The organism is Malikia sp., from assembly GCF_028687635.1.
GTDB lineage: Bacteria > Pseudomonadota > Gammaproteobacteria > Burkholderiales > Burkholderiaceae_C > Malikia.
Genome location: NZ_JAQTZS010000035.1, coordinates 15721 through 29847 on the forward strand (window position 1 = coordinate 15721; position 14127 = coordinate 29847).

Below are 14127 nucleotides of genomic sequence, written 5' to 3' on the forward strand. Positions count from 1 at the left end.
AAGCATCATGTCCGAACGCCCAAGCTCCAGCAGCCCGACTTCTTCCGCCATCGAGGCCGTGCCCACGGAGGGTGCAGGGCTGATCAGCATCCGTGGCGCGCGTCAGCACAACCTCAAGAACCTCGACCTCGATATCCGCACCGGAGAGCTCACGGTGGTGACGGGGCCGAGCGGCTCGGGCAAGTCCAGCCTGGTGTTCGACACCCTGTTCGCGGAAGGCCAGCGCCGCTACGTCGAGACCTTCAGCGCCTACGCGCGCCAGTTTCTCGACCGGATGGACAAGCCGGCGGTGGACCGGGTCGATGGCGTGCCGCCCGCGATCGCGATCGACCAGACCAACCCGGTGCGCAGTTCGCGCTCGACGGTCGGCACCATGACCGAGCTCAACGACCACCTCAAGCTGCTCTACGCGCGCGCCGGATCGCTGTTCGACCGCAAGACGGCGCTGCCGGTGCGCCACGACAGCCCGGAGACGATCCACGCCGAGCTGCAGCGGCGCGCCGAACAGGCGGGCGACCCGCGCCTGGTCGTGACCTTCCCGGTCGAGCTGCCCGCCAGCGCCACCCCCGAGGACATCGAGCAGTGGCTGGCCGCCAGTGGCTTCACCCGGGTGCAGGCCGAGCGTCTGGTCGAAAGAACCCCTGAATCGGGATCAGGCACCGATTCTTCCGGCGCCGAGGCCAAGCCCAAATCCGGCAAGCGCAAGGCCGCAACTGCCGCGCCGCAGCAGATCCGCCTGCTCGACGTGGTGGCCGACCGCTTCCGGCTCTCGAACGCCGAGCGGGTGCGGGTGATGGAGGCGATCGAGCTCGGCCTGCGCCGTGGTGGCGGCCGACTCACGGTCTATGCGCTGCAGCCGGCCGGGGACGACGGCAGCGAGCCCGCGCCGCTGCTCTGGAAGTTCTCCACCGGCCTGCATTGCCCCGAGAGCGAGCTGCGCTACGCCGAGCCGCTGCCTTCGCTGTTCTCGTTCAACTCGGCGGTCGGCGCCTGCGACAGTTGTCGCGGTTTCGGGCGCGTGATCGGCGTCGACTGGGGCCTGGTGATCCCGAACGACAAGCTGACCCTGCGCGCCGGCGCGATCAAGCCGATCCAGACCCCCTCCTACCAGGAATGCCAGGATGACCTGATGCGCCATGCCGAAGCCGCCGGCATCCCGCGCGACCTGCCCTGGAACCAACTCACGCCCGCGCAGCAGCACTGGGTGCTGGAAGGTTCGCCCCACTACGACGGCAAATGGAACCAGTCCTGGTACGGCATCAAGCGCTTCTTCGACTACCTGGAGAGCAAGGCCTACAAGATGCATATCCGGGTCCTGCTGTCGAAGTACCGCAGCTACACCGAATGTCCAAGCTGTCGCGGCGCCCGCCTCAAGACCGACAGCCTGCTCTGGCGTCTGGGCAGCGAGGCGCAGGCCGATGCGGCGCTGGCGCCCGCGCTGCGCTTCATGCCGGTCGGCGTGGACTGGACGCGCGAGCAGCTCGAAGCCTTGCCAGGCTTGTGCCTGCATGACCTGATGCAGTTGCCGATCGAGCGGCTGCGTGTCTTCTTCTCTTCGCTGCAGTCAGAGTTGGCTGGCGCTGGTGCATGGGTAGGGCTCGACGGGGCGAGGGGGCTGCCGGCTGACGATTTGTGCTCGCACCATGAGGAGTCGCCCAGACCCGCCACTCCTGCCAGCACAAGCCAGACCCAAAATCAGCGCAGGACTGGCGAGCAGCAAGCCCTCAAGCTGCTGTTCGACGAGATCGGCACCCGGCTCAAGTACCTGTGCGATGTCGGCATCGGCTACCTCACGCTGGACCGCCAGAGCCGCACCCTGTCCGGCGGCGAGGTGCAGCGCATCAACCTGACCACCGCCCTGGGCACCTCGCTGGTCAATACCCTGTTCGTGCTCGACGAGCCCAGCATCGGCCTGCACCCGCGCGACATGGACCGCATCAACCGGGCGATGGCCCGGCTGCGCGACGCCGGCAACACCCTGGTCGTGGTCGAGCATGACCCGGCCGTCATGCTGTGCGCCGACCGCGTGATCGACATGGGCCCGGGGCCGGGCGAGCGCGGCGGCGCCATCGTGTTTGACGGCCAGATCGAACAGCTGGCCCAGGCCGACACGCTGACCGGCGCCTACCTGAGCGGGCGCAAGCAGGTCGGCTTCGGCTTCAAGCGCATGGTGACCGACAGCACGCCGCGCCTGATCCTGGAGGGCGCGCGCGAGCACAACCTGCGTGAGCTCGACCTCGAATTCCCGCTGCAGCGCCTGGTCACGGTGACCGGGGTCAGCGGCTCGGGCAAGTCCACGCTGGTGCAGGATATCCTGGCGCCGGCGTTGCTGCGCCATTTCGGCCAGTCGACCGAGGCACCCGGCGCGCATGACCGCCTGCTCGGCGCCGATCAGCTCGCGGGCGTGGTCTTCGTCGACCAGAGCCCGATCGGCAAGACCGCGCGCTCGAATCCGGTCAGCTATGTCGGTGCCTGGGACGCGATCCGCGACCTGTTCGCCGCCACGCCGCTGTCGCAGCAGCGCGGCTATACCGCGAGCAAGTTCAGCTTCAACAGCGGCGACGGGCGCTGCCCGACCTGCGGCGGCTCGGGCTTCGAGCATGTCGAGATGCAGTTCCTCAGCGACATCTACCTGCGCTGCCCGGACTGCGATGGCAAGCGCTATCGGCCCGAGATCCTCGAAATCGCGATCGAGCGCGGCGGCCGCCAGCTCAACGTGGCCGACCTGCTGGAGCTCACCGTCAGCGAGGCGGCGCAGCTGTTCGCCGATGACCGCGACGTGATCCGCGCGCTGCAGCCCATCGTCGACGTCGGCCTCGAATATGTCAGGCTGGGCCAGCCGGTGCCGACGCTGTCGGGCGGCGAGGCGCAGCGGCTCAAATTGGCCGGCCATCTGGCCGAGGCGGCCAAGGCCTTCGGCGGCAGCAAGGGTAAAGGGGGCCGGGGCAAGGCGATTGCCAGCCGCTCGGGCCAGTTGCTGGCGACCAAGGGCCAGCTGTTCCTGTTCGACGAGCCGACCACCGGCCTGCATTTCGACGACATCGCCAAGCTGATGCGCGCGCTGCGCAAGCTGCTCGACGTCGGCCATTCGCTGATCGTGATCGAGCACAACCTCGACGTGATCCGCGCCAGCGACTGGCTGATCGACCTCGGGCCGGATGGCGGCGAGGGCGGCGGCCGCATCGTCGCGCAGGGCCGTCCCGAGGATGTGCGCCTGCATCCGACCAGCCACACGGCCCGCGCCTTGCGCGACTACGCCGAGGCGGTCGGCGAGCTGATGGAAGTCAACGAGGGCCGGTTGTCGGATTACCTTGCTGGTTCTGGTTCTGGTTCTGGTTCTGGTTCTGGTTCTGGTTCTGGTTCTGGTTCGGCGCTCGGCGCCAGGGGAAGGGGCGTGCCGGGCTCCTCATGGCGCGAGCGCAAATCGTCACCCGGCACGCCCCTTCCCCTGGCGAGTCCGGGTGTTCCAGCGCCGATTGCCAACCGGAAGGCAGAGGGGCTAGCGGGTACGGCGGGCGACGATTTGTGCTCGCACCATGAGGAGTCCGCCGTACCCGCTAGCCCCGACAAGGTAGCGGCAGCAAAGACCAGTCAGCACGCCAACGCCATCCGCATCATCAACGCCCGCGAGCACAACCTCAAGGGCCTGAGCGTCGAGATCCCGCGCGGCAAGTTCAACGTCATCACCGGCGTCAGCGGCTCGGGCAAGTCCACGCTCGCGTTCGACATCCTGTTCAACGAGGGCCAGCGTCGCTACCTCGAAAGCCTCAACGCCTACGCGCGCTCGATCGTGCAGCCGGCGGGCCGGCCCGAGGTCGACGCGGTCTACGGCATCCCGCCCACGGTCGCGATCGAGCAGCGCCTGTCGCGCGGCGGGCGCAAGTCCACCGTCGGCACCACGACCGAGGTCTGGCATTTCCTGCGCCTGCTCTACGTCAAGCTCGGCACCCAGCATTGCGTGCACGACGGCACCCCGGTGCAGCCGCAGCAGCCCGACAGCATCCTGGCCCAGCTCATGACCCAGTGCCGTGGCCAGCAGGTGCAATTCCTGGCGCCGCTGGTGCTGAACCGCAAGGGCGTCTACACCGAGCTGGCCGACTGGGCGCGGCCGCGCGGCCATGCCCACCTGCGCGTCGACGGTGAATTCCTGCCAACCACCGGCTTCCCGCGCATCGACCGCTTCAAGGAGCACACCATCGAGCTGCCGCTGGCCCGCCTGCGCGTCGAGCCCGGCGCCGAGCCCGAACTGCGCCTTGCCATGACCCAGGCGCTCGAACTCGGCAAGGGCGTGCTGCACCTGCTCGTGGGCATCGACGGCCTGGACGAGGCGCTGGCCGCCGGCAGCTCGACGCTCGGCATCGGCCAGCTGCAGGTCTATTCGACCTTGCGCGCCTGCCCGGTCTGCGCGGCCAGCTACGCCGAGCTCGACCCGCGCCTGTTCTCGTACAACAGCAAGCATGGCTGGTGCCCGGACTGCGTCGGCACCGGCGTGACCCTGAGCAAGGCCCAGCGCCAGCTGATGGACGACTCGGTGCGCGACGACAAGGAAAAAGGCCGCGAGCAAAGCTTCGCCGAGCCCGAACTCGAAGAAGTCGCCGACCAGCCTTGCGCTTGCTGTGGCGGCACGCGGCTGAACCCGACCGCGCGCGCGGTGCGCTTCCAGGGCCTGGGCATCGCCGAACTGGCGCGGCGCAGCGTGGTCGACCTGCGCGGCTGGGTCCGGCAGCTGCAGGCTGGTGCATCCCTGAGCCCGCGCGAGGCCGAGATCGCGCGCGACCTGTTGCCCGAGATCCAGGGCCGGCTCGAATTCCTCGAAGAGGTGGGACTGGGCTACCTGACGCTGGACCGTGGCGCGCCCACGCTCAGCGGCGGCGAGGCGCAGCGCATCCGGCTGGCGGCCCAGCTCGGCAGCAACCTGCAGGGGGTCTGCTATGTGCTCGACGAGCCGACCATCGGCCTGCACGCGCGCGACAACCAGATCCTGCTCGACGCGCTGCACAAGCTGGGCCAGAAGGGCAACACGCTGGTGGTGGTCGAGCACGACGAGGACACCATCCGCCGCGCCGACCATGTGATCGACATCGGTCCGAGCGCGGGCATCCGTGGCGGTCGTCTGGTCGCGGAGGGCACGGTCGATGACGTGATGGCGGCAGCGGACTCGCAGACCGGCCGCTACCTGCTGCACGCGATGCGGCACCCGCTGCAGCCGCGTCGTCCTGTCACCGATGAGGCTTTCGCCGCTGTTGCTGCTGCCCAGGCGCTTGTCGCCGAGCCGGGCGGGGTGCCGGAAGCCGCCGTCCCCTCGCGGCCCGCCGCCAAGAAGGCCAGCAAGAAATCCAGGAAGCCGCCGGAGCCCGAAGCCGCGCCGCTGCCCGAAAAGCTGAACTGGCTCACCGTCGAGCGCGCGAACCTGCACAACCTCAAGGACGTGACGGCCGCGATCCCGCTCAAGCGGCTGGTGGCGGTCACGGGCGTCAGCGGCTCGGGCAAGTCGACCTTCGCGCGCGAGGTGTTGCTGGCCAACGTCGCCGCCGCCGTCGCGCAGAGCTCGACCAAGGCCGGGCGCGACGCGCTGGCCGCCGGCCAGCCGCCGGTCTGGCAGGGTTGCGCCGGCCTGCACGGCCACGGCCATGTCGAGCGGGTGCTCGAGGTCGACCAGACCCCGATCGGCAAGACGCCGCGCAGCTGTCCCGCGACCTATATCGGCTTCTGGGACGCGATCCGCAAGCTCTACGCCGAGACGCTCGAAGCCAAGGCGCGCGGCTATGCGCCGGGCCGCTTCAGCTTCAACACCGGCGAGGGGCGCTGCCACAGCTGCGAGGGGCAGGGCGTGCGCACCATCGCGATGAGCTTCCTGCCCGACGTCAAGGTGCCCTGCGAGGCCTGCCATGGCGCCCGCTTCAATCCCGAGACGCTGGCGGTGAGCTGGCGGGCAAAAAGCATCGGCGAGGTGCTGCGGATGGAGGTCGACGAGGCGGTCGGCTTCTTCGCCTCCATGCCCGCGATCGCGCAGCCGCTGCAGCTGCTGCAGGATGTCGGCCTGGGCTACCTGACGCTGGGCCAGCCCTCGCCGACGCTGTCGGGCGGCGAGGCGCAGCGCATCAAGCTGGTGACCGAGCTGTCCAAGGTGCGCGACGAGGTCGGTCGGCGCGGCCAGAAGGCGCCGCACACGCTCTACGTGCTCGACGAGCCGACCGTGGGCCTGCACATGGCCGATGTCGACAAGCTGATCCGCGTGCTGCACCGCCTGGTCGATGGCGGCCACAGCGTGGTCGTGATCGAGCATGACCTCGACCTGATCGCCGAGGCCGACTGGGTGCTGGATCTGGGGCCCGAAGGCGGCGACGGCGGTGGCCGGGTCGTCGCGGCCGCGCCGCCCGAGGCGCTGGTGCGGCTGGGCACCCACACCGGCCGCGCGCTGGCGCCGGTGCTGGCGCGCGGCTGATCAGCTCCTCAGCGCGAGCCAGGCCAGTCCCGCCGCCAGCCCCAGCAGCGCCGCCACCAGCCAGCGGCTGCGCCAGCGCAGCCGCTCCACCGTTTCCACCAGTCGCGCGTTCTGCTCGGCCAGCTCGGTCACGGTCTCGGTCAGCTGCGCCAGGTCGGCCTGGGTGCCGGTGAGCATGCGCTCCAGCGCTTGCAGCCGGGCCTGCAGCGCCAAGGGGTCCACCGCCGCGACGCTCGACACGGCTGCCGGTTCCGGCGCTGTCGGCTCGTGGTGGCGCTGGCGTTCCAGCAAGGTGCGCGCGCCCTTGAGCACCTTGGGCGCGTGCTCGATCACGTCGCCCCACGGAATCACCTTCAGCGCCGTCAGCCAGCCTATCGCCATCCTGTTGCCATCCGTTTCTTTTTCATCGACTAGCGTGGCACCGCGCCCCGCTTCAAGCTGCGACCAGCATAGCGCCTGCAGCCCAATGCGTCACACCCGATTGCCGATGCGTGCCCGCAGCAGCATCGCGAGCCCCATCGCCGCGACCCCGACCAGCAGCGCCGGGAAACCCAGCCGTGGCGACCACTGCAGCGCCGCCGCGCCCAGCGCCGGCGCCAGCACCCCGCCCAGCGTGTAGGACATCACCAGCACCGCCGTGCTGTTGACCAGCGTGATGCCGCGCTCGCGCGAGCCGATGTCGATCATCGACAGCGTGTAGAGGCAGCCGCCCGCGCCGCCCCAGACGAAGGCCAGCGGCCAGGCCAGCCAGGGCTTGTCCGCCACCCAGGGCAGCAGCAGCGAGCCCAGCAGCGTGATGCCGGCGAAGATCCGCATCAGTTGCAGCCGCGTCTGGCGCGCATCGCCCCAGAAGCCGGCCGGCCCGTGGCGCCCGAGGCGATCCGCCAGCAGGCCGGCCGGCAGCATCAGGATGGCGCTGCCGAATCCGCTGGCCGACACCAGCAGCGTCGCCGCCGCCGCGCCCAGGCCGAGCGCCAGTCCGTACAGCGGCAGGATGGCGGTCAGCCCGCTCTCGAAGAAACCGCCCGCGAAGCCCGCCAGCATGATGACCGGGTGCTCGCGCAGCGCGCGCCAGACGCCGCGCAGCCCGACTTCCGCCTCGTGCGCGTCATGCTCGGGCGGCAGCGGCGGAATCGCCAGGCTCCAGATCAGCCCGGCCAGCATCAACGCGAGCGCCGCCCAGAGCGATTGCGCGCTCCGTGGCCCGATCCAGGCCAGCAGCGTGGGGCCGACCACGAAGGTGCTGCCGACCATGGTCTCGAAGATGCCGATCCAGCGCCCGCGCCGTGCCGGCGGCGAGAACTCCGCCACCACCGACTCGGCCAGCACCCAGCGCAGGCCCGACGCCATGCCCGCCAGCAGCTGCACGGCGAACCAGAGTCGCAGCTCTTGCGTCAGGCCAAAGGCCAGGCCCGCCAGCACCGGCACCAGGCCCGACAGCCACAGCGTCGGCCTCCGGCCCAGCGCGCGCGTGAGCGCCGACGCGAACGGCGTCACCAGGAAGATGCCCAGCCAGGCGGTCGCCGCGAACAGCCCGGCCAGCCAAGTCGGCAGATCCGCGCCCTTGAGGCGCAGCAGCAGCCAGGGCGCCAGCATGAAATAGCCCGTCAGCTCGAAGAAGGTCGAGCCGAAGATGGCGAGCAGGCCGAGGCGGGCACTGTCACGCCGGGCCTCGCTGAAGCCGGGGGCTGTGGGATCGGTCGGGCGATGCGGGGTGACAGGCATGCCGGGATTGTGCCCGCGCGCTTCCGCTGCGCGGCGGGCCGTGCCGGCGTCAGGGAACCGAGGGCGACGGGCAGTCGGTCGCGCGGTTCGCGTCGTTGCCGGGTCGACAGTCCTGGTGCAGCACGCCGCTCGACACGTTCGCCAGCGTCATCGACGACGGACAGGTGGCCGCGCTGTTGCCGGAGGCGATCCGGTAGTTCTGCTGGTCGATCGAGCGGTCCACGTTCGCGTAGTCCTGCACGTTGCGCTCGAACGGCAGCATGGCGGGGTCGAGGTACTGGTAGCGGCAGACGAACAAGTTGCCACTCCTGAAGGCGGCGGGTCCGCCGACCCTGACCCTTCCCGACCACAGCTTGGGCGACGACAGCGGGATCACGCACATATACCATTTGTAGGAGCTGTCCGATGCCATGTGGTTTCCCAATTGGCACTTGATGGCGTCGCTGCCTGCCATGTCGCGCGACACGCCGCCGTGGTTGATGCCGAGGCCGGCCTCGATGCCGGTCCATTCGGCGTTGCTCACCGAGCTGTCCCGGCTGATGTATCCGGCCAGGATGTAGCCTTCGAGCGTCACGCAGCTGCTCGCCAGGATCTGGGCCACGGTCGCGTTGAGCACGCCCGGGTTGCAGATCTGGATCACCGATCCCGAAATGTTGCTGAAGATGACCGCATGGTTGGCGTTGACCTGGATCGAGCTCCTGCCGTCATTGAGGTCCAGCGCCGGGATCGGGATATTGATGTTGCGGTTCTTGGGTTGCTTGAGGATTCCGCCCGCCGGTGGAGGGAAGGCCAGCATGCCTGCCACCACGGGGTTTGAATTGGACAGGTAGCTCACCAGGGCCACCTCTTGCTGCCTACCCTCGCGGTCGGTCCAGTTCACCGTCACGCGGGCCGTGCGCATGGCCGAGCTGGCGCTGTCGCTCAAGGTCACGCTTCTGGAGTAACTGGCGCTGCGGCCCCCGGCGGGAGGCGGACAGCGCGTGCCCGGCAGATTGTTCCAGTCCGCCACGCCCCTGCGCGCGCGCAGGCTTTCCAGGCATTCGCTCGCCAATTGCGTGGCTTCCGTGCGTTGCGCGGCCAGGTCGTTGTTGCGCATCAGCATCAGCTGCATCTGATGCAGCCCCGTCATTCCCACCGCGACCACGAGCAGGGCCACCAGGATTTCTGCCAGCACGAAGCCAGCATCGGAGCGAAGTGGTCGCGTTCTCATCAGATTGACTCCCCTAGTCGCAATTGAACGAGGCGGCCGTATTGGCGGCGTCTGGCAGCGGTAGTCCCACGCTGCAGCGGTCGGTCCAGGAGCTGGGCACCCGTGCCATCAGGGAAGAGCTCATGCGCAGCGAGGACAGGGCCGACGGCAGATAGCCCAGGGTGCCATTGCCGTTGCTGTTGAACCCGCCGCAGGTGATCGCGGCGCCGTAGACATTGGCTGTTCCTGTTCCCAGGTAGTCGACATTGGCATTGTTCATGAACAGCAGGCCGTAGATGGTGATGTCGCCGTTGATGTCGATGCTGCCGGGCGACACCATGGATATACCATCGGTGGCGGTGCCAAGCTGGGTGAAAGGCGCGCTGCTGTTGAGTTCGACCCCGGAGGGAAAGTAGAAGGCTCTCCAGCCCTCCTGGTAGGCCGCGCCGAGCAGTGCTCCGCACTGGGTCGGGTTGCTGCAGGTGATGGACTTGGTCAGGGGAGAGCTCAGGTACTCGTCGACGCTGGAGCCGAAATAGGCGCTGAACACGCCGGAATTCACGCAACTGGGGTCGCTCGTGGCCAGGGCCTGCAGTGAGGAATCGTTGTCCACGACGGTGCCCTGCGGCGGCACTCCGGGCAAGGTCGTCAGGGCACTGGCAGACACGCTGACGGTGGTGCCTGCATTGATCAGCAGCCCGCCAGACGCGGCCTCCAGGTTCTGGATGTGAAACGCTCCTCCTATGCTGCACGACAGCCCGCAACTCAGGGGAGTTGCCGGTGCGGCGCGTAGCGTCGGCACGATCTTGAGCACGGCGGAAATGCTGGCCGTGGCGTCCGCCATCCCCCTGGTGCGTGGTTCGCAGGTGCCGGCCATGGCCACGCAGCCGGTGGCTACCGCGCGGATGGCTTGCGGGTCGCCCGCCACGGGCGAGAACTGAACTGTGAACCCAGGCATGGCGTCGGTCCCCAGGGTGGCGACCACGGTGCCGCTGGCGGGAGCGTCCGGGCAGTGGCAGGTGCTGACGCCAGTGGCCGGATTGATCTTGCAGCCTGGCAGGATATGGCTGGCCACATACGCACTCGGTGTGACGCGGAAGTATTTTTGTCTGAACGAGGCGGTACCGCTCACGGACGGCTGGCAGTCGGTGCCTATCTTGCTGGCGCTGTTCAGCATGCCGGTCGCCCATTCGAGTCCGGCCTCGGCCGCTTCCTGTGCCGCGGTCGAGCGCATCTGGTTGGCGGAAATGCGCTGCTCCAGAATCACATGCTGGTTGAGGTACAGGACGGCGATGGAGGCTCCGAACAGCATGATCAGGACCACGGCCAGTATCGCCATGCCGCGTTGTCTGGATAAAGACGGGTGTCGCACGGTCAACTCCTAGAGTTCAAGGGTTGCAACTGCCCTCCACGGCGTCGTTGCGTACGCGTACGGTCGATGTCAGTGTGCGTGTCACGGCGGTATCGGCCGTGGAAACGCCGACGAGTGTGATGCGATAGGCCCGGACCCTGATCTGGCAGGCGGTCGCGCATCCGGTCGGGCAGGCGTGATCCAGCGTGATCGGGTCGTCGGTGAAAGCTGGATCGGACGGGTCGCTGCCATCCTGCTGCAGGGCCACCAGGCTCGAGTTGGCACGATCCAGTTGCATCGTTTCCGTATCGGTCATCGCCAGCCAGCCGCCGTCGAGCTCCAGTTCCATGCCGCCCGTTCCGCCCGTGCCCGTGTCGAGACGAAAGCGGAATTGTTCGTCGGTGTTCAGTGTGTCGTCGCCGTTTCTTGAGTAGGAATAGGAGATGACAGGCGGTGAGTCGGTCAGTGTGAGCGTGGCATGCGGATTGGCGGTCAGATTGGGTTGGGCGTCGCTGCTCCAGTACCCCCCCCGCCGCAGGTCGCGGGTCACCATGTCCATCGCGGATCGCAAGTCCTGCTCCAGCTTGGCCTCTATCCGCATTCGCCGCGAGCCGAGCATGTCCGTCAGCAGCAAGGAGCTGGCTCCCGCCACTATCAGCAGGCCCAGTACCAGCCCCACCATGATCTCGATCAGTGAGATGCCACGGCTGCGCGGCCGGGAAGAATGCAGCTTCATGGGGTGCATGTCGGATAAGCTCTCATGGTCATCCCTTTCAAGGTGTTGCTGATTCTCCTGTAGCCTTGTGGGGTAGACGGGAGAACGAGGATGTGGGCAGAGGTACTGGAACGGTTTGAGCAGCATGCGCCGGTGGGCGTGATGGCACGCGTGGCGCTGGAGCAGGCGTTGCCGGCGGGCTGGATCGACGAGGTGTTCGAGGCCAACCGCCAGCGGCAATACCCGCGCGAGCTGATGATGTCGACCGTGGTGGAGCTGATGATGCTGGTCTCGCTGGGGCTGCGTCCGTCGCTGCATGCGGCCGCGCGCAAGATGGAGCGGCTGCCCGTGTCGTTGGCGGCGCTCTACGACAAGGTCAATCGCACGGAGCCGGCGGTGCTGCGCGCGCTGGTACAGGGCAGCGCCGCCCGTCTGGCGCCGGTGATGGCGCAACTCGACGGCGAGGCAAGCCTGGCGGGATGGCGCTTGCGCATCCTCGACGGCAATCACCTGCCGGCGAGCCAGAAGCGGCTGTCACCGCTGCGCGATCAGCGTGGCGCGGCCCTGCCGGGGCACACCCTGGTGGTCTACGATCCCGACCAAGCCCTGGTCACGGACATCGTGGCGTGCGAGGATGCGCACGAGAGCGAGCGTACCGTGGCGCGGACCCTGGTGGCCTCGGCACGGGCGGGCGAGCTGTGGCTGGCTGACAGCCATTTCTGCACCCGCACCCTGTTGCAGGGCTGGCAACAGACGGGAGCCGCCTTCATTGTGCGCGAGCATGGTCGCCATCCGAGTCTGGTGCAGCAAGGCAGCTGGCACGAAGCGGGCCGCTGCGAAACGGGCGTGCTGGCGGAGCAGTCCATCGGTATCGAGGGTGACGGCGTGCCGTGGCGTCGTATCCAGTTGGTGCTCGATGAGCCCACTCGGGACGGCCTGACCCAGCTGAACTTGTGGAGCAACCTGCCGCACGAGGTCACGGCTCAACAGATTGCCAACCTGTACCGCCGCCGCTGGCGCATCGAAGGGCTGTTCGGACGACTCGAATCGGTTCTCAACAGCGAAATCCGCACGCTGGGCCACCCGCGTGCCGCGCTGCTGGGCTTTGCCACGGCGGTGCTGGCGTACAACGTGCTGTCCCTGCTCAAGCGCTGCATCGAACAGGCTCACCGCGAGCAGGCTCCCGAGCTGGAAGTCTCGACCTATCACCTGGCGGTCGATGTCGTGAGCGACTACAAGGGCATGCTCATTGCGTTGCCGCCCTCGGCATGGTCTTCGTGGTCCGAAGCCAGCCCCGAGCGCACGGCCGATTATTTGCTGCATCTGGCCCGGTTCGTCTCGCCGCGCAGCGTCGCCACCTCCAAGCGAGGCCCCAAGAAGCCCAAGCCCAAGGGATATGTCGAGGCCGCCGCCGTTCGCAAGCACGTCTCGACCGCCCGCGTCCTGCGCAGCGCCAAGGGTGCAACACCTTGAAAGGGATGGCTCTCATGGTGCCTTCGGGCGAGCAGACCTGGATGCGTCCCATCTGGTTGACCCTCACGGCAAGAGTTGCTTCGGTTCCGGTGCTGGTCACGGTGATGGATGGGTCACTTCCTGTCGTGGCGCGCATGCCGCGGTGCGCTTCAAAGCGCACCATCACCCCCCCGCTCACCGCTGTACCGCCCACCAGGCGTGCATTCTTGAAAATCCTTTGCACCAGGTTGCCGTTCTCGATCACATTGCCGGCTATGTCATAGCCCTGCCCATCGTCCAGCGTGGTCAGCGTCACGTCGGTGCGGTAATCGACGGCCAGCGAGCGGGCATATTGCAGGTCTGTGCCGAGTTCCGTGCTCGCACCTTCCAGGCGGCGTCTGGCCAGGAAGTCGCTGAACGAAGGCAGCGCCAGCAGCAGAACGATGGCCAGAACCGACAGGATGACCATCAGCTCGACCAGCGTGAGGCCTTGGCGTCTGTTCATCAGCGGCTCCAGCATGCCGCGGGGGTGTAGGTGGCATTGCCGTTTGTCACGGTGACCGTGAGGGTGGCGCAGTTCGTGGTACCGATGGTATCCGAGGCCTGACTGGTCCCCGTCACCGCCGTTGCGCTGGCGGCATAGCTCCAGCCTGTCGGCGCGGGATTGGTCGCTATCGCGATGTCGTAATACCCGCCAGCCGTCCTGACGATCAGGCCAAGCCCGGTGGGCCATGCCGTAGCGATCACCCCGTTGCCCGCATAGGCGAGGTTCTGGCTGCGCCAGCGCTCCTGGGCTTGCTGCAAGGCAGCCAAGGCCTGGATGGCGTCACTCCGGCGGCTCTTGCGGATCTGGTTCATGAAGCTGGGATAAGTCAGTGTGGCGAGTATTACCACGACGACAACCGTGATCATGAGCTCGATCAGCGTGAAGCCCGATTTCTGCGATCTGTGAACTGGCACGGTAACAAGTTCCCCCATGTTTTCATTCTAGGAAGTTATCTCGAATCATGCAAATATGATGCTGGCGAGCCTCGCGTGCAGGCTGCTGCGCGCCGTTGCTGGAAGTCGGCAGCAATTCTCAATTTGCGCTCAAGGAGGAGCAGGCGGAGGCTGTGGCCCGTCTGTCAGGCCCAGGATCATGAACTCGATCATGGCTGCCAAGCTGGGAAAGTGGCAGTAGGTGGTGAGTGCGCGCATGTCGTCAAACAGGCGCCGGCGGCAGGCGATGAGTTCGCGCAGATGCGTAAAGC

General features: G+C 67.8%; 7 protein-coding genes and 2 pseudogenes. 2 read left to right on the plus strand and 7 right to left on the minus strand.

Features of this window, described 5'->3' with window-relative positions; translation table 11 throughout:
* Positions 1-88: 88 nt before the first annotated feature.
* Positions 89-6445 (plus strand): annotated as a pseudogene (uvrA, locus tag PHR85_RS14255) (excinuclease ABC subunit UvrA); the annotation flags it as partial.
* Here uvrA and PHR85_RS14260 read toward each other — a convergent pair.
* The 5 genes from PHR85_RS14260 to PHR85_RS14280 form a co-directional block, all read right to left on the minus strand.
* Positions 6446-6826: a hypothetical protein gene (locus PHR85_RS14260; protein ID WP_300055552.1), complete on the minus strand. Its 381-nt coding sequence runs from the start codon at positions 6824-6826 to the stop codon at positions 6446-6448.
* A gap of 90 nt (positions 6827-6916) precedes the next feature.
* Positions 6917-8170, minus strand: coding sequence for an MFS transporter (locus tag PHR85_RS14265; protein WP_300055555.1), 1254 nt, complete (start codon positions 8168-8170; stop codon positions 6917-6919).
* 49 nt (positions 8171-8219) lie between these two features.
* Positions 8220-9380 (minus strand): hypothetical protein, encoded by a 1161-nt coding sequence (locus PHR85_RS14270; RefSeq protein ID WP_300055557.1) that lies wholly within the window; start codon positions 9378-9380, stop codon positions 8220-8222.
* A gap of 13 nt (positions 9381-9393) precedes the next feature.
* The gene (locus tag PHR85_RS14275) at positions 9394-10698 is read right to left on the minus strand and encodes a hypothetical protein (RefSeq protein ID WP_300055559.1); all 1305 of its coding nucleotides are present in this window, start codon (positions 10696-10698) and stop codon (positions 9394-9396) included.
* Between the two features lie 49 nt (positions 10699-10747).
* On the minus strand, positions 10748-11446 hold the full coding sequence (locus PHR85_RS14280; protein ID WP_300055561.1) for a PilW family protein: 699 nt from the start codon (positions 11444-11446) through the stop codon (positions 10748-10750).
* Positions 11447-11587: 141 nt separating this feature from the next.
* On the opposite strand from PHR85_RS14280, the gene PHR85_RS14285 reads away from it, so the two are divergent.
* The gene (locus PHR85_RS14285) at positions 11588-12898 is read left to right on the plus strand and encodes an IS4 family transposase (protein WP_300055573.1); all 1311 of its coding nucleotides are present in this window, start codon (positions 11588-11590) and stop codon (positions 12896-12898) included.
* Positions 12899-13004: 106 nt separating this feature from the next.
* Here the strand turns inward: PHR85_RS14285 and PHR85_RS15245 are convergent.
* Positions 13005-13397: pseudogene (locus tag PHR85_RS15245) on the minus strand (GspH/FimT family pseudopilin); the annotation flags it as partial.
* Positions 13382-13855 (minus strand): type IV pilin protein, encoded by a 474-nt coding sequence (locus PHR85_RS14295; RefSeq protein ID WP_300055567.1) that lies wholly within the window; start codon positions 13853-13855, stop codon positions 13382-13384. The gene PHR85_RS14295 and the pseudogene PHR85_RS15245, both read right to left, overlap by 16 nt.
* Between the last annotated feature and the right edge of the window lie 272 nt (positions 13856-14127).